This window comes from Streptomyces sp. NPDC054783 (assembly GCF_053611725.1).
Genome location: NZ_JBSHAY010000034.1, coordinates 30,914 through 49,020, shown reverse-complemented (window position 1 = coordinate 49,020; position 18,107 = coordinate 30,914). Strand labels below are relative to the sequence as shown.

General features: G+C 70.6%; 12 protein-coding genes. 1 reads left to right on the top strand and 11 read right to left on the bottom strand.

The window, feature by feature from the left end:
- Positions 1-29: 29 nt before the first annotated feature.
- The 4 genes from ACWGJ5_RS38315 to ACWGJ5_RS38300 all read right to left on the bottom strand — a co-directional run bounded on the left by ACWGJ5_RS38315 (position 30) and on the right by ACWGJ5_RS38300 (position 4,926).
- Positions 30-554 carry a phage tail protein gene (locus tag ACWGJ5_RS38315; RefSeq protein ID WP_453314240.1) on the bottom strand — a complete coding sequence of 175 codons (525 nt, stop codon included), beginning with the start codon at positions 552-554 and terminating at the stop codon, positions 30-32.
- Between the two features lie 25 nt (positions 555-579).
- On the bottom strand, positions 580-2,427 hold the full coding sequence (locus ACWGJ5_RS38310; RefSeq protein ID WP_453314239.1) for a phage tail sheath family protein: 1,848 nt from the start codon (positions 2,425-2,427) through the stop codon (positions 580-582).
- Positions 2,428-2,817: 390 nt separating this feature from the next.
- Complete coding sequence (locus ACWGJ5_RS38305) at positions 2,818-3,111, bottom strand: hypothetical protein (RefSeq protein ID WP_453314238.1); 294 nt, start codon at positions 3,109-3,111, stop codon at positions 2,818-2,820.
- 30 nt (positions 3,112-3,141) lie between these two features.
- Positions 3,142-4,926 carry a peptidoglycan-binding protein gene (locus ACWGJ5_RS38300; protein WP_453314237.1) on the bottom strand — a complete coding sequence of 595 codons (1,785 nt, stop codon included), beginning with the start codon at positions 4,924-4,926 and terminating at the stop codon, positions 3,142-3,144.
- A 386-nt stretch (positions 4,927-5,312) separates the two neighbouring features.
- Between ACWGJ5_RS38300 and ACWGJ5_RS38295 the strand changes: the two genes are divergently transcribed.
- Positions 5,313-7,016, top strand: a complete 1,704-nt coding sequence (locus ACWGJ5_RS38295; protein WP_453314236.1) for an APC family permease — start codon at positions 5,313-5,315, stop codon at positions 7,014-7,016.
- Here the strand turns inward: ACWGJ5_RS38295 and ACWGJ5_RS38290 are convergent.
- The 7 genes from ACWGJ5_RS38290 to ACWGJ5_RS38260 form a co-directional block, all read right to left on the bottom strand.
- Positions 6,997-8,718 (bottom strand): hypothetical protein, encoded by a 1,722-nt coding sequence (locus ACWGJ5_RS38290; RefSeq protein ID WP_453314235.1) that lies wholly within the window; start codon positions 8,716-8,718, stop codon positions 6,997-6,999. The two genes, ACWGJ5_RS38295 and ACWGJ5_RS38290, sit on opposite strands and share 20 nt — an antisense overlap.
- Positions 8,715-9,743, bottom strand: a complete 1,029-nt coding sequence (locus ACWGJ5_RS38285) for a hypothetical protein (protein WP_453314234.1) — start codon at positions 9,741-9,743, stop codon at positions 8,715-8,717. The genes ACWGJ5_RS38290 and ACWGJ5_RS38285 overlap by 4 nt, the downstream gene beginning before the upstream one ends.
- Position 9,744: 1 nt before the next feature.
- A complete protein-coding gene (locus ACWGJ5_RS38280) occupies positions 9,745-10,077 on the bottom strand; it encodes a hypothetical protein (RefSeq protein WP_453314233.1) in 333 nt (110 codons plus the stop codon).
- A gap of 172 nt (positions 10,078-10,249) precedes the next feature.
- Positions 10,250-13,183 carry a hypothetical protein gene (locus ACWGJ5_RS38275; protein ID WP_453314232.1) on the bottom strand — a complete coding sequence of 978 codons (2,934 nt, stop codon included), beginning with the start codon at positions 13,181-13,183 and terminating at the stop codon, positions 10,250-10,252.
- A gap of 2 nt (positions 13,184-13,185) precedes the next feature.
- Positions 13,186-15,033, bottom strand: a complete 1,848-nt coding sequence (locus ACWGJ5_RS38270; RefSeq protein WP_453314231.1) for an HSP90 family protein — start codon at positions 15,031-15,033, stop codon at positions 13,186-13,188.
- Between the two features lie 50 nt (positions 15,034-15,083).
- Positions 15,084-16,070: a hypothetical protein gene (locus ACWGJ5_RS38265; RefSeq protein WP_453314230.1), complete on the bottom strand. Its 987-nt coding sequence runs from the start codon at positions 16,068-16,070 to the stop codon at positions 15,084-15,086.
- A 200-nt stretch (positions 16,071-16,270) separates the two neighbouring features.
- Positions 16,271-17,857: a Na+/H+ antiporter gene (locus ACWGJ5_RS38260; protein ID WP_453314229.1), complete on the bottom strand. Its 1,587-nt coding sequence runs from the start codon at positions 17,855-17,857 to the stop codon at positions 16,271-16,273.
- Positions 17,858-18,107: the final 250 nt, after the last annotated feature.

The window sequence follows — 18,107 nt, the reverse complement described above, 5'->3', positions numbered from 1 at the left end:
CCGGCCGAACGTTGCGAAAGCACAGTCGGCTATGCCGGGTTGGTGTACGTGGGTTCCTGCGGCTCCGGGACCGACCAGTCCCGGTCCCAGCCCTCGCACTCCAGCTTGAGGCTCTGGATGGCGACCGCGTTGGCGTTGGCGTCCAACTCGCCGAGCACCTGGTACTCGCTCGGCCAGGCCCGGAACACCTTGTGCGCGACGGCCACCTGTCCGGCCTCGTTGAGCACCTGGATGACCAGGTCCTTGCGGAAGTCGGCGAGCGAGACCTCGGAGCCCGGACCGGCGCCGACCTGCCAGACCTTGTTGGCCCAGCGGTCGAACTCCGGGTCGTGGGTGACCCCGCGCTCCAGGGTTATCGCCTCGAACTCGGTGCGGCCCGGGGACTTCCGCGGCGAACTGGGGTCGCCGCCGTTGCGGTGCTTGACCACCTCGGTGGTCCGCTTCATCGGGCTGATCTTGCTGATGCCGGCGACCACCCGGCCGTCCCAGACCACCAGGAACTTGAAGTTCTTGTAGGGGTCGAATCGCTGCGGATTGACGGTGAACTCGGCCATGAAAGCTGCTTCCTAACCCCTGAACCTATGCCTCGAACTGCCCGGCCATCTGCTCGATCTGGACGACCACGAACTCCGCTGGCTTCACCGGCGCGAAGCCGACCAGCACATTGACCACTCCGCGGTCGATGTCCGCCTGTGTGGTGGTCGAGCTGTCGCACTTGACGAAGTACGACGAGCGCGGAGTCGTCCCCTGGAACGCCCCCTGCTGGAAGAGCTTCTGCAGGAAGGCCTCGACGTTGAGCCGGATCTGCGACCACAGCCGCTCGTCGTTCGGCTCGAAGACCACCCATCGCAGCCCGCGGTAGAGGCTCTCCTCGATGAACAGCGCCAGCCGCCGCACCGGGACGTACTTCCACTCGGACTGCAGCACGTCCGAACCCGCCAGCGTCCGCGCACCCCACACCACCGGGCCCACGACGGGGAAGGTCCGCGCGCAGTTCAGCCCCAGCGGGTTGAGCAGCCCGTTCTCCTTGTCGGTGAGCTTGACGCCCAGCGCCCGCACCCCGGAGAGCGGGGTCTCCGTCCCGGCCGGCGCCTTCCACACCCCGCGCGCGGCGTCGGTGCGGGCGTAGACCCCGGCGACGCTGCCGGACGGCGGGAAGGAGCGCAGTCGGCCGGTGAGCGGGTCGGTCAGCTCCACCTGCGGGAAGTAGAGCGCCGAGTGGTCGCTGCGCACCGGGTCGAAGGCGGACAGACCGGCCCGCGCCGCGTCCACGCTCGACCAGGTCTGCGGGGCGTCGGCGATGACGAAGAGCCGTTTCTCCTCGGCCAGCGCCTGCGCCGCCGAGAGCACGGTGAGCTGGTCCTCGATGTCCGGGTAGGCCGAAATCTCGGGCAGCACCAGGAGGTTGACGTCCTGGACGTCGCGCAGCGCCTGCATGCCGCTCTTCTCCGGCTCGCTGCCGATGAGGTCGGTCGGGCCTGGCGCTCCGCCGTCCTCGCCGCCTGCCAGCGCGAAGACCGGCGGGTTGACGCCGCCCTCCAGGCCGAGGTTGTTGGCGGCCTCGCCGACGAAGCGCACGGAGTCGGCGGGGTCGGTGGAACCGGCCACGATCTGCAGGCGCTTGCCGAAGGCGGTGACGGTGGTCCCCGTGAAGACGCGCTTGCCGGGGGCGTCCGGCAGCGCGCGCAGCTTGCGCTCCAGCAGTAGGGCGAGGTCGGTGACGGTGACCGGGGCCTTGCCGTCCTGCTCGGCGTCGTAGATGCGGAAGGTGCGCCGGACGCTCCCGATCTTGACCTCGATCTGCTGCGTGAGGTCGGGCAGGGTGGCGGCGAAGGGCTTGGAGACGGTGCCCACCGGGTCCGGGCGCTGCTCGGCGAGCACCTTCACCCTGATGGCGTCGGAGCCGTCGTTGACCACGGTCTCGGCGAAGTTGGAGTCGCCGGCCTTGACCGACAGCCCGGAGAAGAACTCGTTGACACCGCCGGTGACGTCGAAGACCCGCAGGTTGAAGGTGCTGTCCGGAGCGGTGGTGTCGTAGTCCACGAGGAGCCGCAGGCCCGCGCCCCAGGCGCCGGGCTGCTCGGCGGTGACCTCCAGGACCGGGGTCTCGGTGCTGCTCTCGGTCGAGTGCAGCGTCACCGTCGCCGACTTGCCCGTGCCGGCCGCCACCGCGCGAACGATGACGGCGACCGTGCCGCCGTTGACGAAGAACTGCTGCACGGCGTAGCTGACCGGGCTCTGCGGGTCGAGGCCGCCGAACTGCCGCTCGTAGTCGGCGAAGCTGGTGATGGTCACAGGCCGGTCCACCGGTCCCCGCCGGGTGCGGCCCACGAAGGCGGTGACCGAGGTGGTCACGGTGCCGATCGTACGGACGCTGCTCGGCAGTTCCTCGATGTAGACGCCGGGATAGGTCGGTGTCGTCGTCAATTCCCCCTCCATTCCCTTGTCGCACCCGGGGACATGAAGAAGAAGGAGGAAGACACGCGCGAACCGACGGTCGGTGCGCGGTGCGCTGTGACCGCCGCCGAACGAGCGCGGAGTCACGACATGTACACGAGCACTGGAAGAGGCCCAGTGCGGCCGTTACCTGATTCCCCCGTCGCAGCCTCCACGGCACCTGTACCGCGGAGGCGTTGCGCTGGTACTGCATGAAGTCCCTGGTGCCTGAGTGCAGAACGAGTCTCACGGTCCGATTGCGCACCGGTCAAGGACTCCATCCGGCCAGTCCTGCTCATTTCCGACCGGGAACTGATATCTGCACGCCTCGACCCAACTTTCTTCACAACTGTCCCTGGATCGAAGCCAGTTGATGGGGAATCAGCCCCCTTCCGGGAGCTTGGTGTAGTCGATCGCGTGGCTGCTGGAGGCGGCAGCACCCGCGGGTGCGTAGGACGGCGGCTTGGCCGCTCCGAGGAACCAGCCCCAGCGGGCGCCGTAGCGGTGCTCGAGCACGCGGAAGACCGCGTAGTAGACCGTGCCGAAGCCGGTGGTGAGCGCGGAGTTCACGGTGGCGTTGTTCAGGTGGATGCCCAACCGGGCGGCCTGCAGCACGACGAAGGCCACCAGGTAGGGCACGAAGGTACGCCAGAGGGACAGGGCTATCTGGTACATGACGGTTCCTCAGTCATTCGCGGCAAAAGGTCACTCGACGGCGAAGCCGTGCGCGTGGCCGAGCCTGGTCAGCGAGTCCTTGCCGGGGATGCCGTCGGCCATCATCCCGGTGTAGCCGTAGCGCTTCTGGAGCTCCGAGTAGGCGGCGACGGACTTGGTGCCGAAGGAGCCGTCGACCCATGTGCGGTCGAGCAACCCCTCGTCGGCCAGGGCGAGTTCGACGGTGAGGACGTGGTCCGGGTTGCTGGTCGCGCCCTGCGGGGCGCCCGGGTCGCGCCGCGCCGAGTCGACCACCTTGCCGTGCACGACCGTGGCCAGCGGGATCGCCCCGTGCAGCAGGGCACGCAGTGAACGCTCGCCGGGGACGCCGTCGGCGTCGGCGCCGGAGTAGCCCTGACTGCGTTGGTAGTCCGCGTAGTTGAGGGTGTCGGCATCCGTCCACTCGGGGCCGGGGCCCTCGTGGTAGTGCTTGCCGAACCCGGCGCCGACCAGCGCGCGGCCGACTGCTGTGACGTGCATGCCCTTGGCACCGAAGCCGTAGCGCAGTCCGCCGAGGGTGACTTGACGGCGTGTCGGCTGCTCAGGCTGCGGTTTCGGCTGTGGCTTGGGCTGCGGCTTGGGCTGCGGTTTCGGCTGCGGCTTGGGCTGCGGCTCGGGGCTGGTGCCCGAGCCCGACGGCCGCGGCGCTCCCTCGCGCACCCACGCGTAGAGCGTCGGGCCGGGACAGGCGGTGGCATACCCGTCCCGATGGCCCTTGATCTCCGGGCCCGCCGGGCCGTGCTTCTGGCAGTACTCGATCGCGTCCCGCAGGCCGTTGAGCTGCTCCCAGGTGGGCGTGGTGGACCCGGAGGATCCGACCAGCGCGCAGACGGCGTAGTGCGCCTCGTTGAGCGGCACGTTCCCGTTGGCGCTGTTGCGTCGCTCCAGTCCCCGGCCTTCGAAGACCACGCCGTGCTCGCAGACCACGAAGCTGTAGCCGATGTCGGACCACTTGTCGAAGTCCATGTGCCCGTTCTGGATGCGTCGCACATAGGCCGCACAGGTGGAGTGCGGACCGAAGGTGTAGGACGTGCCCAGGTAGTGGACCTTCACGCCCTTGCGCGGCTCGTGGTACGGGATCGACCCGTTCGGCTCCCGCCAGGGTCGGGCACCCCATTCGGCGCGCCGTACCAACTCCAGTCCGTGCCAGGGCTGTTGGGGTTTCGGATGCGGTGTGGGTTTGGGCTGCGGCCGTGGCGCGGGGCCCGGCTTCGACGCCGCGGCGCCCGCCCACTCCCTCAGCTGCTGCATGGTGCCGTGGTACACGTCGATGTCCATCGGCCGTTCGGTGTACTGATGGAACTTCCACGGAGCCCGGATCCTGGGCGCGCCCGGTGTGACGTAGTCCGCTATCCAGAGGAAGTCGCCCGCGTTGTCATCCGTCCGGAACCAGTAGTCGCGGTTGGCGTAGAGGCCGACCCGGTTGTCCGGGTAGTGCCGCTTCACCGCTGCCAGCCACTGGTTCTTCACCTGGGTCGCGTGCGCGTCACTCACGTTCTGGCCGTACGGCTCGAAGTCCAGCACCAGCAGCTCGCCCTGCGGCACATGGCCGACCACCCGGCAGAAGTGGTCCACCTCGTCCGCCACCGGGTTCTCCGCGTGCAGGAAGTGGTAGTGCCCGACGACCAGTCCGCGGCGTCGCGCGTCCGCCAACTTCCGCTTGTAGCCGCTCTGTTCGGTGTGCGCTCCCTCGGTCGCCTTGATGAAGACGAAGCCCGCGTCCCCCGGAATGCCCGACTGGAAGTCGGACACGTCATACCCCTTGGCGTAAGCCATCGACAGTCCTCCCGTTACCCGGATCCCCACCATGCCTCTGCCTGGCGATGGTCCACGGGTAACTCCTAGTAAAGCCGCACCCCAGCCCCAACGTCACGCAGCCCTCAGGACTTTCATCGGTTTTCATGTGTCCGCTCGGGCGGTCTTCACATCTCTTCCACGTGGGCGAGGAGACGGCCGGGGTTCGGTGGCCGCCGGCGTCGACACATGGCACAACTTCTGTCCGGCGAAGGCGAGTTCGACACCAGAGTCCTTTCTGACACAACAGGTGGGTGCGGGACGGAACGCCGTATCCCCGGCCCGCACCGGCCAGTACCCTGTTCGCCACTGTGCGTGAGGATCTGCCGACGCTACGCGGGGGAACAGGACGGATGAGTGTCCGGGAAGTGAGACCTCAGGGCCGACCGCCGGTGCGCGCCGAGGACGAGGACGAGCAGCGGCGGCTGTCGGTGTTCCACCTCGTCGGCCTGGCGGCCGGCGGCATGATCGGTTCCGGCTGGCTGCTGGGAGCGGACGACGCGTTCCGCCGGGCCGGTTCGGACGCCTACCTGGCCTGGGTGTTCGGCGGCCTGCTCATGCTGCTGATCGCCGCGGTCATGGTCGAGTTGGGCACCGTCGCCCCCAAGACCGGCGGGTTGATATTCCTGCCGCTGCAGAGCAGCGGCGCGCTGGTGGCGACGGTGGTCGCGGCCGGCCTGTGGATCTTCTACGCGATCAACCTCTCCAGTGAGGCCGTCGCGATGACCAGGGGCCTGTCCTGGAAGGTCCACGGGCTCCTGGACTCTTCCCAGGCGCTCACCCTCAAAGGCTGGGGCTACGCCCTGGTGTTCATGGCGGCGATCTCCGCGGTGAATCTGGTGGCCCCGCGGATCTTCTTCAGGATCAACTCCTGGCTGACGGTGGTGAAGGTCGTCATCCCCGTCCTGACCGTCGCACTGCTGATCGCGGCCGGCTTCGACCACCGCAGTCCCCACGCGGGTGGCGGCACTGGAAAAGGTGCCGGCGCCGCCCTGGCAGCGGTCGTCGGCAGCGGCGTGATCTTCGCCTACGTCGGCTTCCAGGGACCGCTGGACTTCGCCGGGAACATCAAGCGGTGGGGTCGGGGAATCGGTGAGGCGGCCCGACTCCGCAGGGCGGTCTTCGGAACGATCAGCGGGGCGATGGTCCTGTACATATCGCTGCAGGTCGTCTTCACGAAGTATCAGGCGTCCTACTGGAATCCGGCCGGCACCGAGCCGTCGCCCTATGCCCAGTTCGCCTACGCCCTCTCCCTGTGGTGGCTCTGGTGGCTGCTCAGGATCGGCGCCGTGATCTCACCCATGGGCGCGGGGCTCGTCTTCGCCCATGCGCTCACCCGCGAGGTGGCAGCGCTCAGCCGGGCCCATCTCACGCACCGCGGGCTGCAGACCGCCCGCAAGGCGTCCCTGAAACGGCGGTACGACGTGTACTGGCTGGTCCTGGTCGTCGACTTCTTCGTCGCGAGCATCGCGTTACTGGCGGTCGGCGGCAGCTGGAGCTCCCTCGTCGCGATCACCGGAGTCCTGACACTGGTCGTCTACGCCGTCCCGGGCGTCGTCCTCGTGTCGCTCCGCGACCACCTGACCGGCTGGTCCCCCCTGCGGCGCGGCGTCCGCGAGGTCCTGGCGCGGGCCGGTTTCGCGCTGATCGCACTGATCCTCTACGGGGCGGGCTGGGCCCCCCTGTGGCGGGGCATGGCGACACTCACGGTGGGCTGCGCCCTGCTGCTGTGCCTGCCGATCCTCGCCCGGTGGCTGCCCGCCTTCGGCCGGATGTACGACGCGAAGGTGCACGTGACACTGTTCCGGCACTGGCGCACCAGCCCCGCCGCCCAGGCCGCGCTCTGGCTGATCGGTCATCTCGCGGTGCTGACGCTGCTGACGCTGCTGGGCGATTCCTCGGTCGGTGTGCTCCCCAAGCTCCTCGGGGGCTTCCTGGCCGTCGCCGCGGCGCTCGCCGCCTTCGAGGGCCTGGTCGACGCGTCCAGACGCCACATGGCCGAAGTGGCGCCCATGCTGCCGACTCCGGGCACCGGCCGACCCGCCGCGGCCGCTAGCGCAGCGAACGAATGACTTCCGTGGCCTCCGCCTCGAATCCCCTGCCACGCAGCTCCCCGACCGCCTCCTCCCGGCGGTTCGCGTCGGACCAGCGGCCCACCGTGGCACGGAGCAGGAAATACCTGTCCTCTTCCTCCATGGTGCTGGTGCGCAGCCGGTCGACGACCAGCGCCACGTCCTGAGGGGTGACACGCTGCTCGTTCTCCAGGCATCGTTCGAGCAGGTCCCAGCCGTCGCGGGGCAGCGCCGCGCCGTACAGGCAGGCGGCGATCTCGGCGATGACCGCACCCGAACCCCGGATCACGCCGACCGGGTCGGAGGGGTCCGCCAGTTCCTTGCAGGCCAGATCGACGGCCTCGGCGCGGCCGTGGCCCCGCAGCCCAGTGACGTACTCGACGAAGAGCCCGGCGTCGGCGCCCTGTTCGAGGACGCGCGCGGCCAGTCGCTGGGCGATCGTCTGCGCCGCACGGTTGCGGTCCCTCGGCCGCTCGATCCTGACCAGCAGACCGGCCAGATCGGCTCCGGAGCGGCCGTCGGTGTGCACCGCGGCGGCGATGCGAAGCAGCCTCCTGCATTCCGGCTGGGCGTTGAAGTTGCCCAGTACCGTGTCCAGGTAGTCGAGTTCCACCGGCGAACGCGGCCCGGCCGCTCGTGCCGTCCCCCTGGCCACGATGTCGGCGAGCAGGTCCTTGGTCGTCCTGGTGAGGGCCTCTGAGCGGTGCCAGGCGATGACGATCTCCGCCAGGTGCTCCACGTTGTCGCGGGACGCGGCGTGCTCGCGGATCAGCACGCACTTCTCGGCGGCCCCCTGCCTGGCCAACTGGCCGCAGATCTCCGCGATGTCATGCTGGGACAGCCGGGTGCCGACATGCTCCACCAGAGTGTCGGGACTGTCGGTCCGGGTGGCGATCAGATGGGCGACGATCCGTCTCGTCCCGGGTACGTGATCCGGAATCCGCAACTGTGCGTCGACCCACTCCTCCAGGATCCGCTCGGAGGGACTGAGCTGGTGCAGCGCGCCGGCGAGATCCTGGAACTCCCTGGGAATGGTGTACGAGACTTGCGGCGGCACATGTACGTGCTCGGTGATCGCGACGAGGGTCTGACGGAGGAGCTCGGCGGCTTCTTCCGCGCACCTCTCGTCCCGGAGCGCGATGTAGAGGAGGGCCTTGTCGAGGTTGGTCCGCCCCGAACTCGGTGTGGTGAACACGCGCAGCGTCTTGTCCACCAGCTCGCTCTTCCCGGCGCGACGGCACTCCCGGACGAAGACGGCGACGTCGAGCACCGTGCGCTGGCAGGCGATGTCGTGGATGACGCCGTCCGTCAGCCGCGGGTGCCCGCCCTCACCGGCACGCTCGGCATCCCATTGCCGGATGGCGAGTTCCGCGGCGTGCATGATGTTCCGGCTCAGCGCCGCCGTGGCCACCATGTTGACGGCGTCCCGGTAGTCGAAACTCACCGCGCACTCGATGAGCCGGTCGATGGTGCTGAGCATGGCGAACGCGTGCAGCGCCCTGATCGCGTTGGCGGGCCGGGGCTTCTCGCTGCTCTCGGTGACGGGCCGCTCGCCCTCCCGCATGGCCTGCATGCGCTCCTTGAAGGCGGCGACCGAGCACTTGGTCACCCATTCATAGCCAAAACCCCACGGCTCCGCCGTACCGTCACCCTCGGAACTCCTGGCCCTGGCGGAGCCCGCGGCTTTCTGGCCCTCCGTCATACGCGCAGTGCCTTCTCCACCTGGTTCCAGTAGCGGGCAAAGGCATGGGGCGAGCTGAACGCCTGGTTGGCCCTGACGTCGATGTGCCGCGCGAGATGCCGGCTGGCCTCGTCCGGCCTGGAGCTGAGCAGTGCCACCACGTCGCCGGTCTTCCGCTCGTCCTTCAGCAGTTCTTCGAGGCGGGAGTCCCGGTCCATCATCAACGTCTTGACCCAGTCCGCGGGCTCGACCGGGAGTTGCGGGACCGGATCGCGCTTCTTGAGCTCCATCTGGTTGGTGAAGAGCGGAGTGCCGTCACGGGCGTCGTTCAGCGACATCCTCGGTACCTGGTGCTGGGCACCTGTGCAGTTCTCCATCTCCTTCTTCACCGCCTCCCGTAGGAGGCCGATGGTGAGCTGGTGATTGTGGTCCTTCGTGCCGTCTTGCAGTATGTGCAGCAGATGCCCGCTGAACGGTGTGCACTTGGCGAGATTCCCCGGCAGGGCCGAGCAACCGTCAGCAGGTGCGAAACTGGCGTTCTTGACGGCCGTGAACACACAGGTGCCCTCGTCCAGCGCGCCCAGGACTCCGGGAAGGACGGACTCCTCCCCCAGCTGGGGCAGCAGGTTCGAGTAACAGCAGTCGGCGATCAGGACCTTCAGCCTCGCCCTGGCCTTGCGCATGACGCGGTAGACATACCAACTGGAGAGCCATGTCCATGGCTTGTCCCGGTGGGACGAGCCCACGGAGAGATGGACCTGCGCGCCGGGAACATCACTCCAGTACTGACCGTGGCCGACATACACCACCAGGAAGATGTCGTCGGGACCCGTCTCGTCCGCGGCCTCCTGCAACGCCCTCATCACGCCGTCAGAAGTCTGGACCTCGTCCTCGGTCAGGACCCGGCAGCAGTCGGCACCCCACATCTCGTCGCCCGCGAGAACCTCGCCGTACATACGCGCGCTCTCGCCGATCGGCGGATGGCTGTCCAACCCCGAACCGACGGCGTACCTCGCCGGTCCTATGACCACCGCACGGGACGCCATCTCAGCCGTCCAGCCCTTCCGCCGCCGGCTGGGCCGCGGAGTCGGGTACGGACTCGGTGCCGACCGAGGTCTCGGGCGGATCCAGCCGCTCGCTGCGCCAGCGCTCGACAACCCGTTTCACGGCGTCCACCGCGGCCGACACGGTCATCTCGGTCGCCTTGCCGACCGCGGCCACGAGGACGATCTCGACGATACCGCCGGTCAGCACCTTGCCCTGGTCGACGGCCGACGAGCGCCACGACAGACCGGTCTCCGCCGCCAGCTCTTCAAGCATCCGGTCCAGATCGTCCAGACCGGTCAGCCCCTTGACGGTCACCGAGATCCTCGTAGCCATGCCAACGCCCCCGCCTCGAACTCAGGTCCACCACCAGGACGCCGAAGCCGGTTGCGCAGGTCCCCGCGTCAACGCCCGTACCAGCGTACTCACCGGGGCAAGCCGCCCCGGGGTGATCAGCCCGCCCCGGCCCCGGCCCGGCGGCAACGGCATCGGGAAGGCACCCGCCGCATCACCCCTTGTCGCGCAGCCGGGCCGCCAGGGAGGTCAGCGGCTCGGTCTCCTCGGTGTGGCCAAGGGCAGTGAGGCGGGAGACCGCCGCGTCGAGGCGGCTGCGGGCAGGGGCGGGGCGCTCCAGGTAGATGCCCTCCACAGCGCCCGCGAGACGGACGCACTCGGCCCACTCGCCGGCGTGGTCCGCGTCGGGTCCCGGTTCGCCGAGCAGGGTGAGGGCCTTGTCCAGGGCAGCCAGGGCGGTCTCGTACTCACGGGCGTAGGCGTTGACCCGTCCGTGTTCGTAGGCCAGGGCAGGCTCCAGGGAGCGGTCGCGGACCTCGTACCCCGCGGCGCGGGCCTCATCGGCGATCCTGCCCGCGTCGGCGAGGAAGGCGAGGGCGCCGGCCAGGCCCTCGGAACCCTGCTGCTGGGCCTGGAGGCGGGCCAGTTCACGCAGGCAGCTGCTGAGCTGCTCGTAGCGCGGGACCCGGACGTGGGCGGCGAGGGCCTGGTTCGCGGCCTCGCGGGCCCGGCCGAACTCGCCGGATTCGGCGAGGAGTACGGCGGTCTCCGCGGCGATCACGGCGTGGCTCCCGGGGTCGTCGTCCCAGCCGGCCGACTCGGCCGCGAGGGCGGCGAACTCCGCCGTGGCGGCCTTGAGGTCCGCGCCCGCGTGCAGCGCGCGGGCGCGGGTCAGGCGCAGCTGGGCGACGAGCCGGTCGTCCAGCTCACCGGCGGCGACGTCCGGTTCGGCCAGGAGGGAGTCGAGCAGAGCGATGCAGTCCTCGACGCGGCCCAGGTCGAGGCTGAGCTGGGCGGCGTTGCTGTAGGAGCAGAACGCGTCCGTCCGGCTGCCGTGGCGCAGTTCCAGCTCCGCGGAGCGTGTCAGGTGCCGCAGTGCCTCGTCGGGGCGGCCCAGGTGCAGGCAGGCCTCGGCCAGATCACCGTGCAGGCGGGCGGTGTCGACCGTGGCGGACGGCCAGTCGGCGGCCAGGCGCAGGCTCTCGGTCAGGTCCGCGTGCGCGGTCTGCGCGTCCCTGAGGCCGAGCCGGATCCGGGCGCGCAGGCCGAGCGTGCGGGGCAGGTGCCAGGCGGGGCCGTGCGCCCTCAGCCGGTCGAGGAGGGCGTCGGTCTCCGTGACCGCGGTGGGCAGATCGCCGGAGAGGGCGTACGTACTGGCCCGCAGCATGAGGGCGCCTGAGACCTGTCCGGCGATGTCGTGTCGGGTGGCAAAGGCGAGCAGCAGGTCCACCTCGGCGAGGACCGGCGCGAGATGCTCCTCGTCCCCCGACGTCTGCAGACGCAGGCCGAGCGCGGTCGCCCGCAGCCGTAGCATGCGGGCCTCCTGGTACGGGGCGAGGCCGGGCGTCTCCTCGTGCAGTCGGACGAGGGCCGCGTGTGCGGCGGTCAGCGCGGCGGCCTTCGCCTCGGCTCCGTCGGCATGATCGGCGGGGATCCCGCCCGCGGGGAGCAGGACGCAGGCGCGGGCGAGCGCCGCGTGACCGGGCGCTCCGGCCTCGTCGTACAGGCTCGCGGCCTCCTCGTACAGGGCGGCGGCTTCGTCGGCCCCGTCCTTCTCGCCCGCCCGGCCCGCCTCGTCGGCCAGCAGGTCCGCGCGCAGCTGTACGAGCGGTCCCACGGCCGGGTCGTCGGGGTGGGCGTAGTCGGGGGCGGCGACGAGCGTGCGCAGCCGTGCCCAGCAGGCCGCCGCGTCCGGATGCCCCTGCTCGTCCAACCCCCGTGCCCGGGCGATGAGTTCGGGCAGCGGCTCGGGAACGGCGGCGGCCGTGCGGGCGGCGGGCGCGGCTGCCGGGGCGGCCGGGGCCACGTCGTCGAGGCCGCGGGCGCGCAGGGTGAGTTCCAGTGCGTCCAGGAGGGGCGCACGGTCCAGGCGGGTGCTGCGCCGGTCGGTGTGGGCCGTGGTTCCGTTGCGGGCGTCGAAGCGGGCGGCGAGGTCGCCGGCGCGGCCACGCACCTCGGCGCACAGTCCGGCCACCGTCCAGGTGCGGCCCGCGTATCCGGCGGCCGGCAGTTCGCCGTGGCCCAGGAATTCTACGCGCTGGAGGAGGACCTCCACTCCGGTGAGGAAGTCGAGGAGGTCCAGCGGCGAGTCGACGTCGTCGAACAGGCTCCGGTTCTCGGCGAGCAGTTCCAGACCGCGTGCCTCGTTGCCGGTCAGCGCGCAGAACTCCAGGTGCCGGCCGACCTCCCCGGACATCGACGGATTGCGGCGGCAGCCACGGTAACCGGCCAGGTGCAGCTCGCGGGCCCGGTCGGTGCTGCCGGTGCGCAGCAGGGGAAGCAGCGCGTACGAGACCGAGCGGGCGGGCTCCTCCTGGCAGGATTCCTTCCCGGCCAGGACGGGCTCCCAGGTGCGCAGCGCCCGCTCGTCGTCGCCCGCCGCGAGGTGGTGCAGAGCGCGCTCGCAGATCTCGCAGGCCTCGCAGTCGCTGAGCCTGGTGCGGGTACGGCCCGCCCACAGCTCGTAGGCGAGCGTGGTGTCCTCGCCGACGTGGGCGGCGAGCTGGTACGCCTGTCCGTAGTAGGGCTGGAGTTCGAGGCCGGCCTTCTCGTACCGGTCGCGCATCTCCGTCAGCCATTGGCGCAGGCTGGCCAGCGGTATCTCGGGCAGCTGGCGCAGGGCGTGGGCCACCCATTTGAACCGCCAGAACAGCAGGTGGCGCAGGCGCTCGTCGAAGACGTCGGGCTGCTCGTCGAAGAGGGTGAGCAGGCGGGCGAAGACGACGGGTGACTTCCTGGGTTCGGAGCCGTAGTTGTACGCCTTCTGGAGTGCGAGGAACGCGTCGACGAGCGGGACGGGCTCCGCGAACTGCTCGGCTGCGTCGGCCAGTTCCTCGGCCGTGACGGTGCGGGTACGTCCGTAGGGGCGCCGGTCGTTCTCCCGTAGCGCCTGGTACAGCTCGTCGGTGGTCTGGGGTGCGGTCGGCATCGTCAGCTGTCCTTGCGGAGGGCGTGGGCGAGAAGGTCGAGGAAGGAGCGGTTGATGAGGCTCGATTCGGCGGGCCGGAGCGGGCGCCGGGACAGCATCGCGGCCTGCCCGTAGAGGGCTTCGGCGCTGGTGCGGGCCAGTTCGGGTTCGTCGATGGTGACGGCCGTACGGACCAGCGGATTGAGCTGGTTGAGGATCAGCTGGGCCCGCGGGGCCTCCTGACGCAGGTGGCCGAGGATGTCACCCCACAGGCCTCCCTGCTGCTCGCGGGCGAGCTGGGAACGGGTGCGCTCGTGCCGGGCCTCCCGGCTGTCGAGGAGGAGGGCCGGGGCGGAGGCGGGCTGGAAGGTGCGCAGCGCGACGTCGCAGTCGAAGACGGCGAGGGCGTCGCGGGCCAGGGCGAGGTAGGCCGCGGCGGCCAGTTCCGTCTCCCGGTCGACGGGGTCGAGGTGGGCGGTGAGTGTCGCCGGATCGAGGTCGGCGACGCCGACCTCCGGCCTGATCTCCGGCAGCCGGTGGACCAGTTCGCGGTCGTAGGTGTAACCGCCGTTGACGACGCCGAGCCCGGCGGCCGAGGCGATCGCCGCGACCTGCCGGAACTCCTCCACGCTGGACGTCACGAGCACGGTGCGGTGGGTGCGCGCGAACTCGTCCAGCGTGGCGTGTCCGTCGGTGGTCTCGAAGGGCAGCCACGGCAGCAGCATCCGCAGGATCTCGTCGTCGTGCACCGCCAGCGACTTCACGGCCAGGTGGTGGGCCTGGAGGAAGCGGCCGAGGAGCTCCGGGTCGCTGGCGGCGGTCCGGGCGATCCACGCGCGCAGCCGTTCGGCCAGGGCGTCTCGGACCGCGGCGAGGGTGTCGTCCTCGTACAGGGACTCGCGGGACGCCGTCGGGCGCAGGCTCTCGGCGTCGACGACGCAGCGGACGAAGAACGCCCACTCGGGCAGGATCTCCTGGGCCTGCTCTGACAGCAGCATGCCCTTGACGTGCACGCGGTGGCCGTGGCGGCGCCCGGCCGGCACCGCCTCGGGCAGCACGCACGCGATGCCCTTCAGGCCCACGGCCGGCAGGTCCAGCTCGATGGTGTCCAGCGGCGTGAACCCGAAGACCTCTTCGCCGTACGCGGCCAGCGCGCGGGAGCGGGCTCCCGGCGTGGGGTAGGTGCGCGCCCAGGGGGCGGGCTCGGGATTGACGGCCGAGCCCGGGCCGCCCGTACCGCCGTCGAAGGTCACGGGGTGGCGCAGCAGGGAGCCGAAGTGCCGGGCGAGCGCCTGCACTTGGCGCGGCCGGGTCCATTCGCCCGCGTCGGCGCGGGGCGTCAGCGTGACGGTGGTGCCGGGCTGGGGGCGGGCGGAGGCGGGCAGGGTGCGGACGGAGTAGCTGCCGTCGCCGCGGCCGCGCCACTCCACGGCGGGGGCGTCGGGGGTGCGGGCGGAACGGCTCAGGACGTGGATCTCGTCCGCGACCAGGAAGCAGGAGAGCAGGCCGATGCCGAACTGGCCGATGAAGTCGGCGCGTTGCTCGGCGATGCCGTCGGCGCGCTTGCTGCTGCGGCCGATCGTGGCGAGGAAGGTGTGCACGTCGGCCTCGGTGAGACCGACACCGTCGTCCTCCACCCGTACCACCGAACCGTCGGCGTACAGGCGGATGCCGAACGCGTCGGCGACGGCGCCCGGTTCGAGGCTGTGCCGGGCGGTCAGCGCGTCCACCGCGTTCTGCAGGAGTTCGCGCAGGTAGACGCGGGGGCTGGAGTAGAGGTGGTGGGAGAGGAGGTCGACGAGGCCGCGCAGATCCACCTGGAAGGTGCGGTCGGCGCCGGCCGGGCTCAACGGGGTTTCGGGCAGGGTCATCGGGCAGTCCGGGGTGAGGTGAGCGACGGGCGGCGGGCGGGGTGACGGGTTCAGGCGTTGCGCCGGGCGCGGGCGTACATCTCTTCCGGCTTCGCCATGTACCTCCACGGCCACGAGGTGTAGGCACCTTGCAGTTCGTGGAAGACGCGCGGCAACGCGATGCGCTCGGCGGCCAGGGACAGGGCCATGGCGAACATGTTGAAGTCCTGCTGCCAGCCCGGGCGACGCACGTAGGCGGGATGGAGGATGCTGCGCTCGGCCGCTTCCAGCAACTCGTCCTGGATCTCGGGGGTGATGAGGCAGTTGCCACGGTCGGACTCGACCCAGTCCTCGATGTGCGCGATGGCGATCACGCAGCCGAGGCGATGGCCCTCGGGAGCCCCGGCGAACGCCTCCCGGGCGAACGCCAGGGCCTGGCCCGGCTCGCCGCCCCACCGGGGCTGCAACTGCGACACCCACTCGACGTGGGTGTCCAGGTCCAGCGGGTCGCGGCGCAGGGCGGCGTCGCGCCGGGTCTCGTTGACGGCGGGGCCCAGCGACATGCCGCGGCCGGAGGTGAGGAGGCGGCACCACGGCGTGACCCATTCCGGCCGCAACTCGGCGGCCTCGAACAGCTGCTCCTCGGCGATGTGGAGCCGCTCGTGGAACACCCGCCACTGTTCCGGCGTGACGTCCACGGCCAGCGCGCGGGTGCGCGCCTCCCAGCCCCAGTTGATGTGACGCGCCCCGGATATCAGCAGGGCCGTCGCCCGGTGCTCCTTGTCCTCCTCGACGGCCCGGGCGATCCAGTCCTGCACACCGTCCAGGTCCGCCAGCTCACCGAGGACTTGATGGTCGCGGCCGAGATCGAAGGGGTCGAGCGCCGCCCTGACCGCCGCCCAGTCACCCGCGCCGGCCGCCTCCACCAGCGCGAGCACCCGCGCGTCTCCCAGCGCGCGCGGCGTGTACATCCCGTTCTTCTGCCTTCGCGGGACGGGAAGGGCGTACGGATCCGCCGCCGGTCTCCCCCCACCCCTGCCGAACAGCTTGTCGAACATGCCGCGCCCTCCCCAGGTTCCGCGTGATCTTCGGGTGCAGCATAGGCGGCACCACCGACACCGCTTCCACAGGGTTTCCACGGGTGGTCGCGGGTTCGGCAAGGCCGGCTCCGCCTTGGACAACTGAACTCGAGTCGTACCGCTGCCGCGGTCTTGTCCTGTGCCCCATCGGCGTATGAGCGGGGTGCTGAAGCCGGCCGTCAGTCGCGGGGGCGGAGGCTGGCTTCTTCGAGGTCGAGTTCGTGCTGGATCCGGCGCCGGGTGGCGTTGCTGATCTTGTTCGCTTCGTAGAGGCGATGGAGCTCGGCCGCCTCGATGGCGATGAGTGTCCGGCGTATCTCGCGGTAGGCGTCGGCGGGGCGGGCGTCCGGGTCGCTGTAGTGGGCGTCTTCGACCTGGTGGATGCGCGCTTCCAGCTGGTGACGGGCCTGTTTCAGGGCGGCCTCGGCGGCGGCGCCCAGATCGGCGAGCTGATCCGGATCGCCGAGCAGCTTGAGCTCGTCGAGAGCGGCGTGGGCGATGTGCCGGCGGGTCCGGGCCTCCTCGCGGGCGGTGTGCTCCGGTTCCAGAGCGATGCCGGAGCGGCGGACGACGGGGGCCAGGGTGAATCCCTGGAAGACGAGGGTGAGCGCGACGGTCCCGGTGGTGAGCGTGAGAATGAGCGCCCGGTGCGGCAGCGGCGCCCCTGTGTGGGTGACCAGGGGGATGGAGAGCGCGGCTGCCAGCGGCATGACGCCTCGGGTCCCCGCCCAGGACAGGACCGCCGGAACCCGCCAGGAGAGGCGGTTGTCGCTCTCCCTGTGCCGGTGGTGGATCAGGGCGGACAGCGGGAAGATCCACAGCAGGCGGATCGCCAGCAGAGTGAAGGCGATCACCGGCACCCACAGCGGCCAGCCGTGCTCGTCGCGCGCGAGATGACGGACGGCCGAAGGCAGCTCGAGCCCGATCAGGGCGAAGACGACACTCTCCAGCAGGAAGGTCACGGTGTCGTAGATGGCGCGGACCTGGAGGCGGACGGGGGCGTCGCCGAGCTTGTGGCCGGTGCTGCCGAGGACGACCCCGGACACGATGACGGCGGTCACGCCGGAGGTGTGCGACTGCTCCGCGATGACGTAGGAGGCGTAGGGCGTGACCAACGCGATGACGGTCTCCAGCATGGGGTCGTCGGTCCGTCTTCGGATCAGGGTCACCACTGCGGCGAGCGCCGCCCCGATGAGGGCTCCGCCGCCTGCAAGGATCAGGAACTGCAGGGCGGTCCCGGGCACGCTGATGGTACTGCCGGACACCACGGTGGCCACGGCGACCTTGTACAGGACCAGCGAGGTGGCGTCGTTGAACAGGCTTTCCGCCTGCACCATGGCCTGCACGCCCGGTGGGAGTGACAGGCGCCGGCCGAGCGCGGTCACGGCCACGGGGTCGGTACTGGCCAGGACGGAACCGAGGATGAACGCGGTCGCGGCGGTGAGCGGCGTGATCGCATGGGCCACGTACCCGACGGCGAGGGCCGAGGCGAGGACCAGGCCGAAGACCAGGCCCGTCACGGGCCGCCACACGGTGCGCAGGTCGCGGACGGAGATTTCCCCGGCCGAGGCGTAGAGCAGCGGCGGCAGCACCAGCACGTTGATCACGTGAGGCGGCAGGCGGACCTCGGGAACCCAGGGCATCAGACCCACGACCAGACCCGCGATCACGAGGAGCGAGGGGGCGGGCAGGCTCCAGCGCCGGGCACCGGTCGCCACAGCGGTGGCCAGGACCACCAGCAGCAGCACGACGATCACGCCGGTCATGGAGCGTCCTCGGTGGGTTACGGCTTGTTACCCCCCTCTGGCCAGGTGCTTTACCAACGTAACCGACGTGCGGCGGTGACGCAGCCGACTGGGAGCAGCGACCGCCCGGTGCCCCGGCGCCGGCCGTGAAACCGCGTCGGCCGCCGACCAGACCGAACGTGCCGCATCCGAGAGGCCCCACACGCTCTTGTGCGACCGGGCGGACGCCGCCTTGGAGTGGTCACCGGTTCGCCTTCGGCGGACACGTTCG